This is a genomic window from Serratia sp. CoH_134_PS_4 (assembly GCF_058190535.1).
Genome location: NZ_JBXWKI010000002.1, coordinates 196,804 through 211,744, shown reverse-complemented (window position 1 = coordinate 211,744; position 14,941 = coordinate 196,804). Strand labels below are relative to the sequence as shown.

General features: G+C 54.6%; 14 protein-coding genes. 8 read left to right on the top strand and 6 right to left on the bottom strand.

The genetic code is table 11. The features are described from left to right. Window positions 1-41 precede the first annotated feature (41 nt). The gene (gene pepT / locus AC2FCQ_RS06265; protein WP_490308490.1) at window positions 42-1,274 is read right to left on the bottom strand and encodes a peptidase T; all 1,233 of its coding nucleotides are present in this window, start codon (window positions 1,272-1,274) and stop codon (window positions 42-44) included. A gap of 214 nt (window positions 1,275-1,488) precedes the next feature. Between pepT and AC2FCQ_RS06260 the strand changes: the two genes are divergently transcribed. Then, entirely contained in the window at window positions 1,489-2,385 is an 897-nt protein-coding gene (locus AC2FCQ_RS06260; protein WP_490308489.1) for an endonuclease/exonuclease/phosphatase family protein, read from the top strand. Window positions 2,386-2,410: 25 nt separating this feature from the next. Here the strand turns inward: AC2FCQ_RS06260 and pdxR (AC2FCQ_RS06255) are convergent, their stop codons facing one another. Continuing rightward, the gene (pdxR, locus tag AC2FCQ_RS06255; protein ID WP_490308487.1) at window positions 2,411-3,844 is read right to left on the bottom strand and encodes a MocR-like pyridoxine biosynthesis transcription factor PdxR; all 1,434 of its coding nucleotides are present in this window, start codon (window positions 3,842-3,844) and stop codon (window positions 2,411-2,413) included. 93 nt (window positions 3,845-3,937) lie between these two features. Here pdxR (AC2FCQ_RS06255) and AC2FCQ_RS06250 point away from each other — a divergent pair, with 93 nt between their 5' ends. Continuing rightward, window positions 3,938-4,393, top strand: coding sequence for a rhodanese-like domain-containing protein (locus AC2FCQ_RS06250; RefSeq protein ID WP_209638838.1), 456 nt, complete (start codon window positions 3,938-3,940; stop codon window positions 4,391-4,393). Window positions 4,394-4,397: 4 nt separating this feature from the next. On the opposite strand, the gene flk is transcribed toward AC2FCQ_RS06250, so the two are convergent. Beyond that, window positions 4,398-5,426, bottom strand: a complete 1,029-nt coding sequence (gene flk / locus AC2FCQ_RS06245) for a flagella biosynthesis regulator Flk (RefSeq protein WP_209638840.1) — start codon at window positions 5,424-5,426, stop codon at window positions 4,398-4,400. A gap of 303 nt (window positions 5,427-5,729) precedes the next feature. Between flk and AC2FCQ_RS06240 the strand changes: the two genes are divergently transcribed. Genes AC2FCQ_RS06240 through AC2FCQ_RS06225 form a run of 4 tightly spaced genes read left to right on the top strand, consistent with a single transcriptional unit; the run spans window position 5,730 to window position 9,388 of the window. After that, window positions 5,730-6,095 (top strand): copper resistance protein, encoded by a 366-nt coding sequence (locus tag AC2FCQ_RS06240; RefSeq protein WP_209638842.1) that lies wholly within the window; start codon window positions 5,730-5,732, stop codon window positions 6,093-6,095. A 50-nt stretch (window positions 6,096-6,145) separates the two neighbouring features. Next, window positions 6,146-8,182, top strand: coding sequence for a protein-disulfide reductase DsbD family protein (locus tag AC2FCQ_RS06235; RefSeq protein ID WP_490308486.1), 2,037 nt, complete (start codon window positions 6,146-6,148; stop codon window positions 8,180-8,182). Further along, complete coding sequence (locus tag AC2FCQ_RS06230; RefSeq protein ID WP_490308484.1) at window positions 8,179-8,895, top strand: DsbA family protein; 717 nt, start codon at window positions 8,179-8,181, stop codon at window positions 8,893-8,895. The genes AC2FCQ_RS06235 and AC2FCQ_RS06230 overlap by 4 nt, the downstream gene beginning before the upstream one ends. Next, entirely contained in the window at window positions 8,888-9,388 is a 501-nt protein-coding gene (locus tag AC2FCQ_RS06225; protein WP_209638847.1) for a protein disulfide oxidoreductase, read from the top strand. Before AC2FCQ_RS06230 ends, AC2FCQ_RS06225 begins: the two co-directional genes overlap by 8 nt. A 29-nt stretch (window positions 9,389-9,417) precedes the next feature. Here the strand turns inward: AC2FCQ_RS06225 and pdxR (AC2FCQ_RS06220) are convergent, their stop codons facing one another. Further along, window positions 9,418-10,890, bottom strand: coding sequence for a MocR-like pyridoxine biosynthesis transcription factor PdxR (pdxR, locus tag AC2FCQ_RS06220; RefSeq protein WP_490308483.1), 1,473 nt, complete (start codon window positions 10,888-10,890; stop codon window positions 9,418-9,420). Window positions 10,891-11,060: 170 nt separating this feature from the next. Here pdxR (AC2FCQ_RS06220) and AC2FCQ_RS06215 point away from each other — a divergent pair, with 170 nt between their 5' ends. Further along, window positions 11,061-12,056 (top strand): DMT family transporter, encoded by a 996-nt coding sequence (locus AC2FCQ_RS06215; RefSeq protein ID WP_209638851.1) that lies wholly within the window; start codon window positions 11,061-11,063, stop codon window positions 12,054-12,056. 155 nt (window positions 12,057-12,211) lie between these two features. Continuing rightward, window positions 12,212-12,841, top strand: a complete 630-nt coding sequence (locus AC2FCQ_RS06210) for a CatB-related O-acetyltransferase (RefSeq protein WP_209638853.1) — start codon at window positions 12,212-12,214, stop codon at window positions 12,839-12,841. A 171-nt stretch (window positions 12,842-13,012) separates the two neighbouring features. On the opposite strand, the gene AC2FCQ_RS06205 is transcribed toward AC2FCQ_RS06210, so the two are convergent. Then, window positions 13,013-13,828 carry an MrpH family fimbial adhesin gene (locus tag AC2FCQ_RS06205; protein WP_209638855.1) on the bottom strand — a complete coding sequence of 272 codons (816 nt, stop codon included), beginning with the start codon at window positions 13,826-13,828 and terminating at the stop codon, window positions 13,013-13,015. A gap of 568 nt (window positions 13,829-14,396) precedes the next feature. Next, window positions 14,397-14,941, bottom strand: a 545-nt coding sequence (locus AC2FCQ_RS06200) for a tripartite tricarboxylate transporter permease (RefSeq protein WP_490658447.1), incomplete at its 5' end; no start/stop codon positions are given.

Here is a 14,941-nt window from a genome sequence, read left to right as displayed (position 1 = left end):
ATATCTTTGCATGAAATATCGCGCTTGGAGGAGTGTGGCTGCTACCCGCGGGCAGCCAGTAAACAAATGCTGCGAGTCACCTGATATGACTTCACAAACGCACTGACCGGCAGGAACTCAAAGCGTGAATGGAAATTGTGTGCACCGGTGAAGTAATTGGGGGTTAGCAGCCCGCGGCTGGAGAGCGCTGCGCCGTCAGTGCCCCCTCGCATGGGGATAACCTTTGGTGGAATGCCATGGGCGGCGAGGGCGCCGAATATCAGCTCAATGGCGCGTTTATCATCACCGATAGAGTTGCTGATGTTGCTGTAGATATCGGTAACAGTACAGCTCACTTTGGCGCGCGGGTAGTTTGCTGCCACCTGCTGTACCACTTCTTGTATCCGTGCTTTACGCGCATTGAACGCCGCCAGATCAAAATCACGGATCGACACTTTTAAGGTGGCGAGGTTGGCGTTGGCCACCATATCGTTGAACCAGAAATAGCCCTCGCGCCCTTCGGTATGTTCTGGCGTATCCCGACTGTCGAATTGGTTAATGATGTCATTGGCGATGCGAATCGGGTTGATCAGGATATTCTTCGCCGACATGGGGTGCGCAGTAACGCCCTCAATATGGATCTCCGCCGCTGCGGCGTTGAAGTTTTCATAGACCACTTCACCCAGCTCGCAACAGTCAATGGTATAAGCGAAATCCACGTCAAAGCGCGCCAAATCCAGCGCCTTGGCACCGCGCAGGCCAATCTCTTCGTCTGGTACAAAGGCCACCAGAATATCACCGTGGCGATCTGTAGCGCTCAGGTTAGCCAGCAAGGTCATCACGACCGTCACTGCCGCCTTGTTGTCCGCGCCGAGCACGCTGGTGCCGTCGCTGAAAATAATATCTTCATTTGGATAGGCGAGAATTTCCGGGTGCTCAGCGGTACGCAGCCAGATGTCATGTTCCGCGTTAAGGCAGAGATCTTGACCGCTAAAGTGCAGGCACTGTGGGTGGATATGCGCTGACAGGCCGACGTCAACGGTATCGATATGGGTGATAAAACCGATGCGCGGTGCGCCTGGTTGGTTACCGGGTTTGCGTGCGGTGACGGTCGCATGATCATCGATCTGTACGTCTTGCATCCCCAACTGGCGCAGTTCGGCCGCCAGCAGCTTGGCCATGTCATGCTGCCCCGGCGTGCTGGGCAGGGCCGTGGCAGCGGCATCGCTCTGGCTGGTTACCGCCAGATAGCGGAAGAAACGTTCGGTGAGCTGTTCGGCTAAGGCGCGGGTCATTTGGGTTCCTCTCGATAAGCGGTCTATCGGTTTTAAATCTAATTCAGCCGGTTGTCCAATGGTGCAATACTTTCACTGTCGGAATGCGAGATGCGGCGCAGAATAAAAAAATAGCGAGATAACTAGGAAATAGTCGCGGGTAACTGCGGCAAAATCATTGTTAGCTGTGGGGGGCGGGTGCCCCAACAAAAATCTGAACGCTAAAGGAGAATTCATGCGCTCACGTCATGCTTTGCTTATTACTCTGTTATCCCTGGGAATATCTCATACGGCCTGGTCCTCTACCGACGGCGGCCATGCCAACAGCAATGCCAATAGCCGCGAAGTGGCCAGCGCACTGGGTGGCTTGAAGAACAAAACCTATAACCTGGAACAGGCCCCGAAGATCCGCGTAGCCAGCTTTAATATTGCTGCCGGCAAGGTCAGCGATATGACCGCCATCGCCAAGGCCATCAAGGCGATGAACGTTGACGTGGTGGCATTACAGGAAGTGGACAAACTGACGGGCCGCAGCGGTAAATTGGATCAGGCTGCGGAGCTGGCCAAGCTGACAGGCATGCACGTGGTCTTTGGTCGCGCGATTGACTTTGACGGCGGCGAATATGGCCTGGCGTTTCTGTCAAAATATCCGCTGCATGACAGCAAGATTTACCCACTGCCGTCCGGGCAGCGTGAACAGCGCATTGCTTTCAGCGCCCAGACCGACGTGCCCGAGTTCCCGGCCCCCATCACCCTGATCAATACTCATCTGGATACCAAAGAAGATCCGGCCATGCGTTTGGATCAGGTGCGTGAGTTAAACGACCGTACCATTGAAATGCGCGGCATCAAGCTGTTGTTCGGCGACCTGAACGATGTCCCGGGCAGCGTTACCTGGACTGAACTCAGCCGTTACTGGAACGACATTATGCCTGCCGCACAAGATGGTCGCAGTTGGCCGGCGGAAAATGCCGAAATTAAAGTCGATTATATCTTTAGCGGCAATGCGCAGCGCTGGCATCTGGACAGCCTGACGGTGCCAAACGCCAGCGGTGACTGGAATGGCATCCACTGGCCGGCGGTTAGCGATCATCTGCCGATAGTGGCAGAACTGCGGCTGACCGAGCAGTAATGTCACCGAAAGCGATGTTGCAAATTTAGCGAGCAGTAATCCGTGCCAGCCGTTCGACGGCGGCACGGATCTCACCCGGTGTCAGGGCAGAAAAGCCCAATAGCCAACCGTCGCGCCGCAGGTTTGCTGTTTGATACAGCGCCGCCAGTCCGGGTGTTATCACACCTAAACGCTGTGCTTGCTGAGTGAGGGCGCTTTCTTGGCCCGGAGGTAGCCAAACGCTGAGCTGCAATCCCCCAGCGGCCGGTTGCGGGGTAGCGTAATGCCCTAGCTTTTCCTGCACTTGCGCCAGCAACTGGTCACGTCGGCTAGAATACAGCTGGCGCATATAGCGGATATGCGCGGCAAAATGCCCCTGCAGGATAAATTCGGCGGTGACTGCCTGCATCAGTTGGGCGCTGTGACCGTCATAGACTGTGCGTGCGGTGGTAAAGGATTCGACCAAGGCAGGCGGGACCACTAAATATGCCAGCCGCAACGAGGGAAATAGCGCCTTGGAAAACGTCCCCAGATAAAGCACGTTGCCGTGCCGATCCAGGCTTTGCATCGCCGGCATAGGCTGGCCGTCATAGTGAAACTCGCTGTCGTAATCATCTTCAACAATCCACGCCCGATGCCGTTGCGCCAAAGCCAGCAATTCGAGCCGCCGTGCCAGACTCAGTGCCACCCCCGTAGGGTATTGGTGCGAAGGCGTCAGGTAAATTAGCCGGGGGGCAGGGAGCTTGTCATCTGCCCGCATACCGGCTTCATCAACACTGACCGGTACCAATTCGCCGCCTGCACTGGTAAAGGCATTTCGGGCGCCGCGATAACCGGGTTCTTCCATCCAGACCTTGTCGCCATTATCCAACAGCAAAGTAGCAATCAACTGCAGAGCCTGTTGAGAGCTGGTCAGTACCAGGACCTGCTGCGCGTCACAATTGACGCCGCGAGTTTGGCTGACATAGCCGGCAATGGCCTCGCGTAGGGGGCGGTAACCCTGCGGATCACCATAGCGCAGCAGGGTTTCGCCACGTAAGCGTAACTGCTGGGCAGTGAGGTGCTTCCACAGTTTTAATGGGAAGACGCGCAGGTCCGGCGAACCGGCGGCAAAGGGCAAGGGGTGCTCGGGATCGCGGCAACCCCCGGTTTGTACGATCTGCCTGCCGCGGAGTGACAAATGCGGTTCACCGATCACTTTGGCGACGGGCGGCGATTTAACAATGCATATTGCGACGAAGGTCCCTTGGCCCACTCGGCGTTGCAGATAGCCTTCGGCCTCGAGCTGGCTATAGGCTGCCTCCGTTGTCACGCGTGATACGCCCAAATCTTTGGCCAGTATTCGGGATGAGGGTAAACGTTGACCACGGATTAACGCCCCGTTATGAATCGCCCGGCGTAATGTGCTGCACACGCGCTCACGTAAGGTACCGCTTGTGTGTTCTGGCAGGTAAAAAAGGGTGAGCAGCGCATTTGCCATAATGGGACTTATCAACGTACAAAAATGGGTATCAATCATAAGACCAAAATCAGGCAATATTGTCATCAGTCTTTATCAACAGAGGTGAATTCCATGGCGGTATCTTCATTGGTTTTGGCATTCCCACCGGGAACAGCGGCGCAGAGTCTCGATTATCTGGCGGCGAAACTGAGTTATTACGCGGACGCATGGGACGTGGCGGAAGATCTGCGTAATGGCATCAGTGAAATCGTAGTGATCGATACCCGCGCAGAGGCTTTGTATGCCGCCGGGCATATTCCCGGCGCGATCAGCTTGCCACACCGGCTTATGGACGAAGCGGGCACGGCGCATCTGGATCGCGGTAAAGTTTATGTGACCTACTGCGACGGCATTGGCTGTAACGGTTCAACCAAGGGGGCGTACAAGTTGGCGCAGCAGGGGTTCCAGGTGAAGGAGCTGATTGGCGGACTGGACTTCTGGAAACGCGATGGCCATCCATTGGCCACCGGTGAGCAGCCGGGTTCGCTGCTGGGAAAGACGATTGGAGAAGACTGCGGCTGCGGCTGATAGGTTAAAACACCAGCGCAAATACCAAGGCCAGCACCAGAATGAAAAGAATGAATACCGCAGCGGGTTTGCTCAGCGCTTTTTGCAGCGGTTGGGGCAGTACGGCAATCAGTGGATTGAGCAATGGCTGTGGTTCGGCAGCGCTGCCGGTTATCGGCTGAGTAGGGCCCGCTTTTTCCAGACGACGAGCAAACAGTTGGTTGATCACATCGCTCATCTGCGGATGGGTTAGCGGCGCCGTTGCGTTGCAGTGAAAACGCGATTGGCAGTAGTCATTGAGCTGCTGCTGCTCCTGCGGATCTGCCGGTTGTTTGAGTACGGCCAGCAAGTTGTTTAGCGTTGGTGCTGTCTGTGGACTCAATGCCACCTTTACCTGCAAAAACTGGTTCAGCAGCTGGAAGTGACGAGCCGGAAGAGGATCATTGGTTTTTACCCCAGCCAGATCGAACAGGGTTTGCCAGATTTTAGCCGGTGATTCGCCGGTCGCGGCGCTGAGCTTGGTCACCTGCTGTTGCAAGCTCTGGTGTTCGGCAGGCAGCAGGGGACGATCGCTGGTCGTCGTCTGCTGCGGGTGAGGAATGGTCAGGCTACCGGTTTGCAACAGGTTGAGGACCTGTTGCAACTGTGGGTGGCTCAACTGGCTCAATACCGTGTGCCCAAACTGCTGGCGAATAAAATCGCTGACGGCCAGGCGATTATTGCCCTGCGGTAACAGTTCGGTGAGTTGTTGCAACAATTGTCGGCTGGCGTGGCTCTGTTGTGCCTGAGCCAAGCGATTCTGCAACAGTTGTTCGGCCGGCTGAAAATGGCGAGCCAGCAGTTCACTGTTGTTGTCTGTCTGCAGATCATGGCGCAACGTAACCCAGATCTCGGCGGACTTGGCTGGGCTGAGTGCCATGATCTTGACGACCAGCTTCTCCAGCGTCGTGCGTTGTGCCGGGGAGAGCGGGCTGCCGTCAGTGGTTGTGGTTTTATCCGGGCTTGGGGGGCGATCGCTGGCGATCGGGGTACCCGGTCCACTCAAAGGTTGCATATCACCTGTCCTTCGCTGTGTATCCCCAGCTTACTTGGCGTTACCGCTGTGTTGGCTGCGCAACTTCACCCGAATCCCGTACTGTCGTGCGTTCATCGAGCCCATGTGCTTGCCGCCTGGCCGTAACACCCCTTACTTTGGGGAGAAAATAATCGTCGTACCCGGCGAAAAGCACAGGTTTGCGCTTATGATACCTGTAAACGGCCATCATCAATACCGTCGACAGACATTTCTTTACAGGCAAAACATTGCTAAACGCGCCTGCGCCGCTAAGATAAGCGCAGACTTGGAATTGAGGACGGCATGGTTAAACAGCAGCGGATTGCAAAATGGTTTTTATGCTTGGCTTGCCTGGTGGTGCTGGTCTGTATGACTCAGCGCATGGCGAGCCTGCATGCATTGCAACAAGCGCTTGGCCTGCCTGTCGCTAGCGCGGTAGCCTCTTCTGCTGATGACGCTGCTGAAACCCAACCGACCCCTTGCGAACTGAGTGCTAAATCCTTATTGGCCTCACCGCCGGTGATGTTTGAAACGCTGCTGTTCGGTCTGGGGTTGTTATTGGTGCTGCTGGCACCTACCGTGGCTGCGCGCCTGCGTATTCCGCCTCCCAGAGTGATTTCCCCCACCACCCTTAGGGTGCACCTCCGATTATGTGTCTTCCGTGAATGAGTTAATCGCCCCTTCCCGTTGGTGATTGATTTATTTTATGGAGAAAGAACATGTTGAATATCATCAGGTCGGCGTTAGCCTGCCTGTTAATGCTATGGCTGCCTGCTTTGCAGGCGGCGGATAGCGGCTGGCTGCAAAGTCCGACGAATGATCACGCGAAGGTGCGACTGCGTGCCGATACCTCGCAAAATGGGGAAACCCGATTACTGCTGGCAATAGAGCTGCAAAAAGGTTGGAAAACCTATTGGCGTTCGCCCGGTGAGGGCGGTATAGCACCGGCCATAACCTGGCAGGGCAATCCGCCACCCGCCACCTGGTTTTGGCCGACGCCGCAGCGCTTTGATGTTGCCGGTATTTCTACCCAGGGTTATCACGATCGGGTTGAACTGCCTATGGTGATGAAGGGGGCAGCACCGCGCAAGTTGGCAGGGACCCTGACGCTGTCAACGTGCAGCAACGTCTGTATCCTGACCGACTATCCATTCAGCCTGGATCTTGGTACCGCCTCTGACGCGCAATTTACCCATGATTTTGCCCAGGCGATGGGGCAGGTGCCGATTGCCGATGGGTTGGTGGACAGTATTAAAGCCGGCTACCAGCGTGGCGAACTGCACATCAGCGCTGAGCGTGGCGCCGGTTGGCAGCAGCCTGAACTGTTCTTCGATACGCTGGAAGATGCTGATCTCGGTAAGCCAAAGGTGAGTCGCGAGGGTACGCACATGTTAGCGCGGGTGCCGGTCAGCGATGGTTGGGGGGACAGCGCACCGGATTTGCGCGGTAAAACCTTGACGTTGGTGATCAGCGATAACGGGTTGGCGCAGCAGGTGACGTTGCCGATTGGCGGGCCGCTGGCCTTGCCGGCTGCGGCGAGCTTCTCGCTGTGGCAAGCGGTGCTGATGGCGCTTGCGGGTGGGTTGATTCTCAATCTGATGCCCTGCGTCCTGCCGGTTCTGGGGATTAAACTCGGTTCAATTCTTCAGGTAGAGCATCGCGACCGTCAGAGCATCCGGTTACAGTTCCTCGCGTCGACCCTGGGTATTGTGGCCTCGTTCATGGCGTTAGCGTTGCTAATGACGCTGCTGCGGTTGAGCAATCAGGCGCTGGGTTGGGGTATCCAGTTCCAAAATCCGTGGTTCATTGGTTTTATGGTGCTGGTTACGCTGCTGTTCAGCGCTAACCTGTTTGGCCTGTTCCATCTGCAACTTTCCTCTTCATTAAATACCAAACTGGCAACCCACAACGGCCGTGGCTTGGGTGGGCATTTCTGGCAGGGCGCTTTTGCTACCTTGCTGGCAACGCCGTGTTCTGCACCTTTCCTGGGGACCGCAGTGGCCTTTGCTCTGGCAGCACCCTTGCCGGTGTTGTGGGGGATGTTTGTCGCACTGGGTATCGGCATGAGCCTGCCATGGCTACTCATTGCCGCCTGGCCGGTACTGGCGCTGCGCTTGCCAAGGCCGGGCCGTTGGATGAACAGCCTGCGGTTGGTGATGGGGCTGTTGATGCTTGCCTCTTCACTGTGGTTGCTGAGCCTGATGGTCAACCATATTGGCATGGTGCCAACGTTGGTGGTGGGCGGTGTCGCACTGCTGGCGTTGTTGTTGGCCGTTGGCTGGCAACATGGCGTGCGTCTGGCTGCTAAGTTGGCGGCTGGCACGCTGGTGTTGGTCGGTGTCGTGTTGTTGGCCGGTTCTCTCACTGCCGGGCTGTGGCGTCAGCCGCTGCACGACAACGTGGTTTGGCAACCGTTGAGCGAGCAGGCAATCACCCAGGCATTGGCCCAAAATAAACGGGTGTTTGTCGATGTGACCGCCGACTGGTGCGTAACCTGTAAAGCCAATAAATTCAACGTCCTGCTGCGTGACGATGTGCAAAAGGCACTGAGCGCCGATGACGTTGTTGCTCTGCGTGGCGATTGGAGCCGTCCATCGGCCGAGATTAGCGCCTTCCTGCAACAGCGCGGCAGCGTTGCCGTGCCTTTTAACCAGATTTATGGCCCCGGCAGCCCAGATGGCGTGGTGTTATCCCCGCTGTTGACCCGCGATGCCGTATTACAAACCCTGTCCGCCGCCAAAGGAAACGTACAATGAAAAAATTAATGATTTTACTGATGCTGATTGTTACCCCTGTTTGGGCCGCTGCGCCATTTAGGTCTGAACAAGAGGCGCGCATTAAAGAGCTGATCCGTGAAACCTTGGTGTCTAATCCGGATATTCTGGCACAGGCGGTGGACGCCTGGCAGCAACAGACGGCGGGACAACAAATTAGCCAAGCGATCAAACAAAATGCCAACGTGCTGTACGACGATCCTGCCAGCCCACGCTTAGGGGCCGCCAACGCCAAACTGACCATGGTGACCTTTACCGATTACAATTGCCCGTACTGCAAGCGTTTTGATCCGATGCTGGAGAAGATCGTCAAACAATATCCAGATGTGGCGCTGGTAGTGAAATTGCTGCCTTTTAAGGGGGAAAGCTCGGTCAGTTCGGCGCGTGTGGCATTGACGACCTGGCAACAGCATCCGGACCAATTCTGGGCGTTGCACCAACGTCTGATGGCTAAAAAAGGCTTCCACGACAATGCCAGCATTGCCGCTGCACAGCAGAAAACCGGCGTAAAAGCGGTCTCGCCGAGTGAACTGAGCATGACCACCCTGCGCACAAATATGGCGTTGGCAGAGAAACTGGGTGTGCAAGGAACGCCAGCGACGCTGATCGGCGATCAGATGCTGCCGGGTGCGGTCTCTTATGAAGACCTGGAGACGTTGGTGAAACAGCAATTGGCGAAAGTGAAAAATGGCTAGGCTGCGGCGCTGGGCGCGCGAACTGCTGGTCTTGCTGTTGATCCTGCTGGTGGTGGCGTTTGGCATGGACTGGTTACGCGCCCCGCAGGCACCGGCAGCGTTTGATTCGCACATGTTGACGACGCTAAGTGGCCAGCAGGTGTCACTGGCTCAGCTCAGCCAGGATAAGCCACTGCTGGTCTATTTCTGGGCCAGCTGGTGTGGCGTATGCCGTTTCACCACGCCGTATGTTGCCAAACTGGCTGACGAAGGGAGCAACGTGCTTACCGTGGCACTGCGCTCCGGCGACGATCGTCAGGTGGCGCAGTGGATGGCGGGCAAACGCGTGACGTTACCTGTGGTTAACGATCCGCAGGGGCAGTTGTCTGCGCAGTGGCAAATCGGCGTCACACCCACGCTGGTGGTGATTTCCAAAGGCAAGGTGGTACAGAGCACCACCGGCTGGACCAGCTATTGGGGGATGAAACTGCGGTTGTGGTGGGCCGGGGTGTAACCCGGCCTATGTGATATAACGCCCATGATTTAGGGGGGAGCGGCGTGTTCTGACGTCATCACCTGACGAATCGCCCGGCATAGTCGGGCGATTCCTTCTTCAATCAGCGGCGGCGTATTGGCCGCGAAATTTAATCGCATGCCATGGGCGCCACGTTGCTCCTCGGCATAAAAGCATTCTCCTCGCGCAAAGGTCACTCCTTCTTTCCAGGCTACCGGCATCAGTGCTTCGGTACTGACGCGGGTAGGTAGCGTCAACCAGATGAACAGCCCGCCTTCCGGCGTTTCAAACTGACAGCCATGCGGCAGGTGTTGCTGCAAGGCTGCCACCATGGTGTCGCGGTGCTGCCGGTAGATGCGTCCGGCGCGTCGCAGCTGCTTGTCGTAGCGCCCAATGGTAACGAATGCGTCCAGCGCTCGCTGGATCAGGTTCGAGCTGGTGAAACTGTCAACGTGCTTTAGTCGGGCGATCCGTTGGTAGTGTTCGCTGTCTGCCACCAGATAGCCGATGCGCATGCTGGGCAGCAGCATTTTGGAAAAAGTACTGACATAAATCACCGTGCCTGGCTGTGCCAAGGCCCGAAGCGAGGGCAGCTGTTTGCCGTTGTAGCGCAGATCACCGACAAAATCGTCTTCCAGTATCATCACGCCAGCCTGTTGGGCCAGCGCCAGCAATTGCCGACGGCGGGCTTCACTCAGACAACGGCCGGTGGGGTTTTGGAAGTTGGGAATGGTGTAAATCAACTTTGGGCGGTGCTTTTCCAGCAGGGCGGGCAGTTGTTCAACCCGCATACCGTGACGATCGCTGGGGAGGGTAATGATATTAATGCGATGCAGGCGCAGTAACCCCAGAATTTCGGCGTAAGTGGGTTGTTCGACGATCACCGTATCACCCGGCTCCAGCAGGCTTTGTACAATCAGGCTGATGGCGTGCTGCGAGCCGTTGGTGATCAACAACTGTTCCGCATGAGTAGGAATGCCCTGGGCGGTGAGAATGCGCCCCAATGTATCGCGCAGAGGGTAATACCCGCAGTACTCGCCATAGCTGAAAGCGTCCTCTGCATGGCGGTTGAGCACCGACAGCAATATCTTGCGGAATTCTTCCTGAGGAAACACTTTTGGGCTGCCAACACCGGCCGCAAAGTTGATGACATTGTCCGGCAAAGGCGTATCGGGGTAGCCATCCAGCCGCGAGGTCAGGGTGGTGAAACGTTCTGCCGGGAACAGCACATCGGGCTTTGGGCGCGGCTGAGCGGGGTGTTGCAGCGGGTGTAATACATAGGCACCGCTGCCGCGCCGTTGATGCAGAAAACCTTTGGCGGCCAGTTCGGCATAGGCATTCTCTACCGTCAGCCGGCTGACAGCCAATTCGCCGGCAAGCGTACGGGTGGAGGGGAGTTTATCGCCATCGACAAAAACACCGCTTAGGATTGCCCGCCGCAGCGCCTCTTCAATTTGCAAATACAGCGGAACATCCTGCTGACGGTCTAACGGAATATGCATGCGCAATTGGCTCGGTTAACGGTGCGGATTTTTACTATACCCCATAGCGACTGGCCTTCAAGCGGATAAAAGTGGCCTGCATAACATCAGGGCAAAGTGGCTCTGGCGGCAAAGTTGTGTGGCGTTAGAATCTCTGCCCAGGTGTATTACCGCAGTTTTTTGAGGGTGTCATGTCATTACCATCAGGTATTTCAGCCAGGCCGGTTTTACCGGGCGCGCGTTTTTTACAGGGCAGCAGTCAGGGATATGCGATCGCGATTATCAGCGCCATGCTACTGGCTTTTACCGCCATCATTATTCGTGTACTTACGGAGTATTATCACCTGCCGACCTTTGTGCTGGCGTTTTGGCGAGCGGCGCTGGTTGCGTTGGTGTTATTGCCGATTCTGTTGTTATTCAAGCCTGAGTGGGCGCGCTTACAGCGTTCACAGGTGCCATTTTATGCTTGTTATGGCCTGTTACTGGCGGTGTTCAACAGTTTGTGGACATTGTCGGTGGCGCTTAACGGTGCGTCGGTGGCAACCATTCTGACCTATTGTTCGGTCGGTTTTACCGTGTTCCTGGGTTGGATGATGTACAGCGAGCGCCTGAGCCTGCGTCAATTGGTGGTGATTGTGGTCAGCCTGGGGGGCTGCTTCTTGGTCAGTAACGGCGACAGCATGGGCAACAGCCATTTCAATGTATTGGGATTGCTGGTGGGTATGTTGTCAGGCATTGGTTATACCCTTTACACGTTGGGGGGGCGGGTGGCGACAGAGCGCCATTACCCGGTGTGGAATACCATTTTGTATGTGTTCGGTTTCTCGGCGATCTATCAGTGGTTGTTCAATGCTGCGCTGACGTTATATCCGTTGGCGGCATTCCATGGCATGACCGGCTCGTTGTGGTTCTTGTCCCATGGCGTTGAGGGCATCGAGTGGCGTGGTTGGCTGTTGCTGCTGACTTTGGCGGCAGGCCCGACGCTGTTGGGATTCGGTTTGTACAACATCAGCTTGAAAACCTTGCCATTGGCGGTGGCTAATCTGATTTTGTCGCTGGAGTTGGTATTCACGGCGGTGATCGCCTATTTCCTGCTGGGGGAAAACATGAATCAGTTGCAGTTGCTGGGCAGCGCGCTGGTGATGGGCGGAGTATTGATGCTGAAGAGCAAGACGGCGGAGGCGTGATTTGTTACCCTTGGGGCGAAGTTTGGAGGCATCAATGACGAACAACCCAAGATTAAAACGGGCGTTAATCGCTTAATCAGGCAGTGTTTTGTGACCGAAAACACTGCCACAGACACTAGGCTGTGGCTCTTGTAACAGATTACAGAGAAAGCGCCATGACTGAAAAACACTGGTCAAAAACAGAGTTACTGCACCAAACGGTGACCAATCCCAACATTATCGTCAAGGGAACCCACAGCTATTACAGCGACTACCTGGATGACGGCTTTGAACGCTCCGTGGTGCGCTATTTACACGGGGATGCGGTGAGTCAACAGTGGCCCCCGCTAGGGGCGATAGACCAATTGCTGATTGGCGATTATGTCTGTATTGCCGCAGAAACCGTTATCCTGATGGGGGGGAACCATACCCACCGCATCGATTGGTTTTGCCTGTACCCGATGATGGAAAGCATCCAGGCTGCCTATAAACCGAAAGGCGATACCCGTTTGGGGGATGGCTGCTGGATAGGGATGCGGGCGATGCTGATGCCGGGAGTGACCATTGGTGAAGGGGCGATAGTTGCCGCAGGCAGTATTGTGACGTCGGACGTTGAGCCTTACACCATTGTGGGCGGTAATCCGGCGCGACCGATAAAGCTGCGATTTACCCCGCAGATCATTGCTCGGTTACTGGCTTTGCGCATTTATGATTTGTCAGCCGAGGATTTTGCCTGTGTGCAGCCCTTGCTGGCGGGCAATGATATTGCGGGCCTGGAGCGAGCGATAAGCGAAATTAAGCGTTAAATGAACAGGGCAGGGGCGTTATCCTGCCCTGTTGACTCACTCAGCCTTGGTTGTTTCAAACGCCAGGCGGCGTTTGTGAATATACCGCAACCCGGCTTGATTCAGAGTAAGGCTAAACAGTGTAATGTGGTGGTCAATATAGGTTGACTACCGGGGTTATGCAGCAGACACCTAGAGGAAGGCAATGTAAATAATAGCATTCCCCGAGAAAGGTCCGGGACTGATGATTTCATTGGCTGTCATTTTTGCTTTCAGGCTTATATTTTTGGGTGTTTTACCCATTAAATAGTAATCAACACCCGTCCATGCGGACTTCCCATCCAAAAATAGCGTAGAATAAAAATTCTTGTTGCCATTTAAATAAATTCTATCTTCGCCTAATGTCGACTGTGAATATATTTTTACAGTTCCTGTTAGGGAGCACTCAACTGTTCCCTGAATGTTTCTTTCCGCCCCGTAAATTTCATCTTGCGTAAGCGTACCAAAATCTATCACCGTTGGGATATTCACATTACAAGATTGGTTTGGTGGGGGTAATTTACCGCAAACAGAATTGGGCCATAAAAGTGCACCTCCGGATATTGAGGGTGTCCGTGTATAAAAAAGCCCAACGCAGCTGGCATCACTGCCATTTACTTTATAAGGCCTTGAGGTCCAGGGAATGCCAAAGGAAGCTTTCCACGCGATCTCTACTTCTTTTGCCGTTCTGTAATTTTCAATTCGGAGACAGTTGTTAGACTCTATACAGGAACCATATAGCCCCGGATATCGGGTACTGTATTTTACATCCGGACCAATAAAACAAGAGGCCCATCGATAGCAAGGGTTGAGATCGGATGTACTCTCATCCCATGCAACCAAAGATTGAACCACCGTCCAGTTAACAAAAGAGACAGGAAGCATATATGCGCCAGCGACAGCTTGCTGAGAGAATGAAAAAACAATAAAAAAAATGAAATTTTTATACATTGCAATCCCTGGTTTCATATTAATTCCCATTCCATTGTGAAGTTTTTCATGCAGATCCGTTTGTGTTTAAGATGAAAATGATATTCGATGTATGAAGCGGTTTCGTGCAGCGGTGAGGCGTGTCATTTATAATCCTGATTTATAAATGGTAATCATTAGATTGGCCGATTTAATAATTTTATTATAATGAACGCTGCAATTTATATATTGACTAATTTTTGTCGTGTGGCAAATCACTTATACCGATCGATAAAATTCAATCAATAGTCAGATTCTATCAAATTTGTTTTATGAATCGGTTATATCGATCGATTGGTTTCTTGCGTTTTTCCGGGGGCAGAGCAGATAAGATGATATCTGGATGAGGGACGCCCGCTATCCCGTGCATTGCCAAGTTTTAGGCTGTGTTTGGGTGGCAATGCGGGGACAAGGTAGGGAAAAAAGCATCAACAATGAAATCCATACCGTGTTCAAACAAAAAAATCCGGCGTCAGGGGGCTGACGCCGGATTTGTCTCTCGCTGATCGGATCGTTCAAGCACGCTTAAACGATCGGTCTTAGGGTTATTACCCGCCCCCCTGACGACTTAGTCGGCGTTAGCCGCTTCCGCCGACACGCGGCGTTTGCGCAATTTACGCAGCAATGGCGGCAGCACCAATACAGACACCGCCAATACCAGCAGCGTTTGCGCGATGCTGCTGCTCCACAAGATGCCAAACTCTCCGTTGCTGATCGACAGCGCCCGGCGCAGGTTTTGTTCTAACATCTCTCCCAATACGAAACCCAAAATGAGCGGTGACATCGGGAAATGCATTTTCCTCAAAATGTAACCAAACACCCCAAGTCCGATCATCAACAGCAGGTCAAAGGTTGTGCTGTGTACGGCGTACACCCCTACCGCGGATACGGCGGCAATCGCCGGTACCAGGAACCACAGTGGTATGGTCAACATACGGGTAAACAGGCCCACCAACGGCAGGTTCATGATCAGCAAGATCACGTTGGCAATCAGCAGTGCGGCAATCAACCCCCAGACTATATCGGGCTGTTCAGTGAACATCGCCGGGCCTGGCGTGATGTTGTACAGCGTCAGCGCGCCCATCATGACTGCGGTGGTACCAGACCCAGGGA

What these genes read in the sequence shown, in the direction of transcription:
- pdxR (WP_490308487.1), bottom strand. Translation starts at nt 3,844, where the DNA reads ATGGCAAATGCGCTGCTCACCCTTTTTTACCTGCCAGAACACACAAGC.
- AC2FCQ_RS06205 (WP_209638855.1), bottom strand. Translation starts at nt 13,828, where the DNA reads ATGAAACCAGGGATTGCAATGTATAAAAATTTCATTTTTTTTATTGTT.
- AC2FCQ_RS06235 (WP_490308486.1), top strand. Translation starts at nt 6,146, where the DNA reads ATGTTGAATATCATCAGGTCGGCGTTAGCCTGCCTGTTAATGCTATGG.
- AC2FCQ_RS06250 (WP_209638838.1), top strand. Translation starts at nt 3,938, where the DNA reads ATGGCGGTATCTTCATTGGTTTTGGCATTCCCACCGGGAACAGCGGCG.
- AC2FCQ_RS06240 (WP_209638842.1), top strand. Translation starts at nt 5,730, where the DNA reads ATGGTTAAACAGCAGCGGATTGCAAAATGGTTTTTATGCTTGGCTTGC.
- AC2FCQ_RS06230 (WP_490308484.1), top strand. Translation starts at nt 8,179, where the DNA reads ATGAAAAAATTAATGATTTTACTGATGCTGATTGTTACCCCTGTTTGG.
- pdxR (WP_490308483.1), bottom strand. Translation starts at nt 10,890, where the DNA reads ATGCATATTCCGTTAGACCGTCAGCAGGATGTTCCGCTGTATTTGCAA.
- AC2FCQ_RS06215 (WP_209638851.1), top strand. Translation starts at nt 11,061, where the DNA reads ATGTCATTACCATCAGGTATTTCAGCCAGGCCGGTTTTACCGGGCGCG.
- AC2FCQ_RS06260 (WP_490308489.1), top strand. Translation starts at nt 1,489, where the DNA reads ATGCGCTCACGTCATGCTTTGCTTATTACTCTGTTATCCCTGGGAATA.
- pepT (WP_490308490.1), bottom strand. Translation starts at nt 1,274, where the DNA reads ATGACCCGCGCCTTAGCCGAACAGCTCACCGAACGTTTCTTCCGCTAT.
- AC2FCQ_RS06210 (WP_209638853.1), top strand. Translation starts at nt 12,212, where the DNA reads ATGACTGAAAAACACTGGTCAAAAACAGAGTTACTGCACCAAACGGTG.
- AC2FCQ_RS06225 (WP_209638847.1), top strand. Translation starts at nt 8,888, where the DNA reads ATGGCTAGGCTGCGGCGCTGGGCGCGCGAACTGCTGGTCTTGCTGTTG.
- flk (WP_209638840.1), bottom strand. Translation starts at nt 5,426, where the DNA reads ATGCAACCTTTGAGTGGACCGGGTACCCCGATCGCCAGCGATCGCCCC.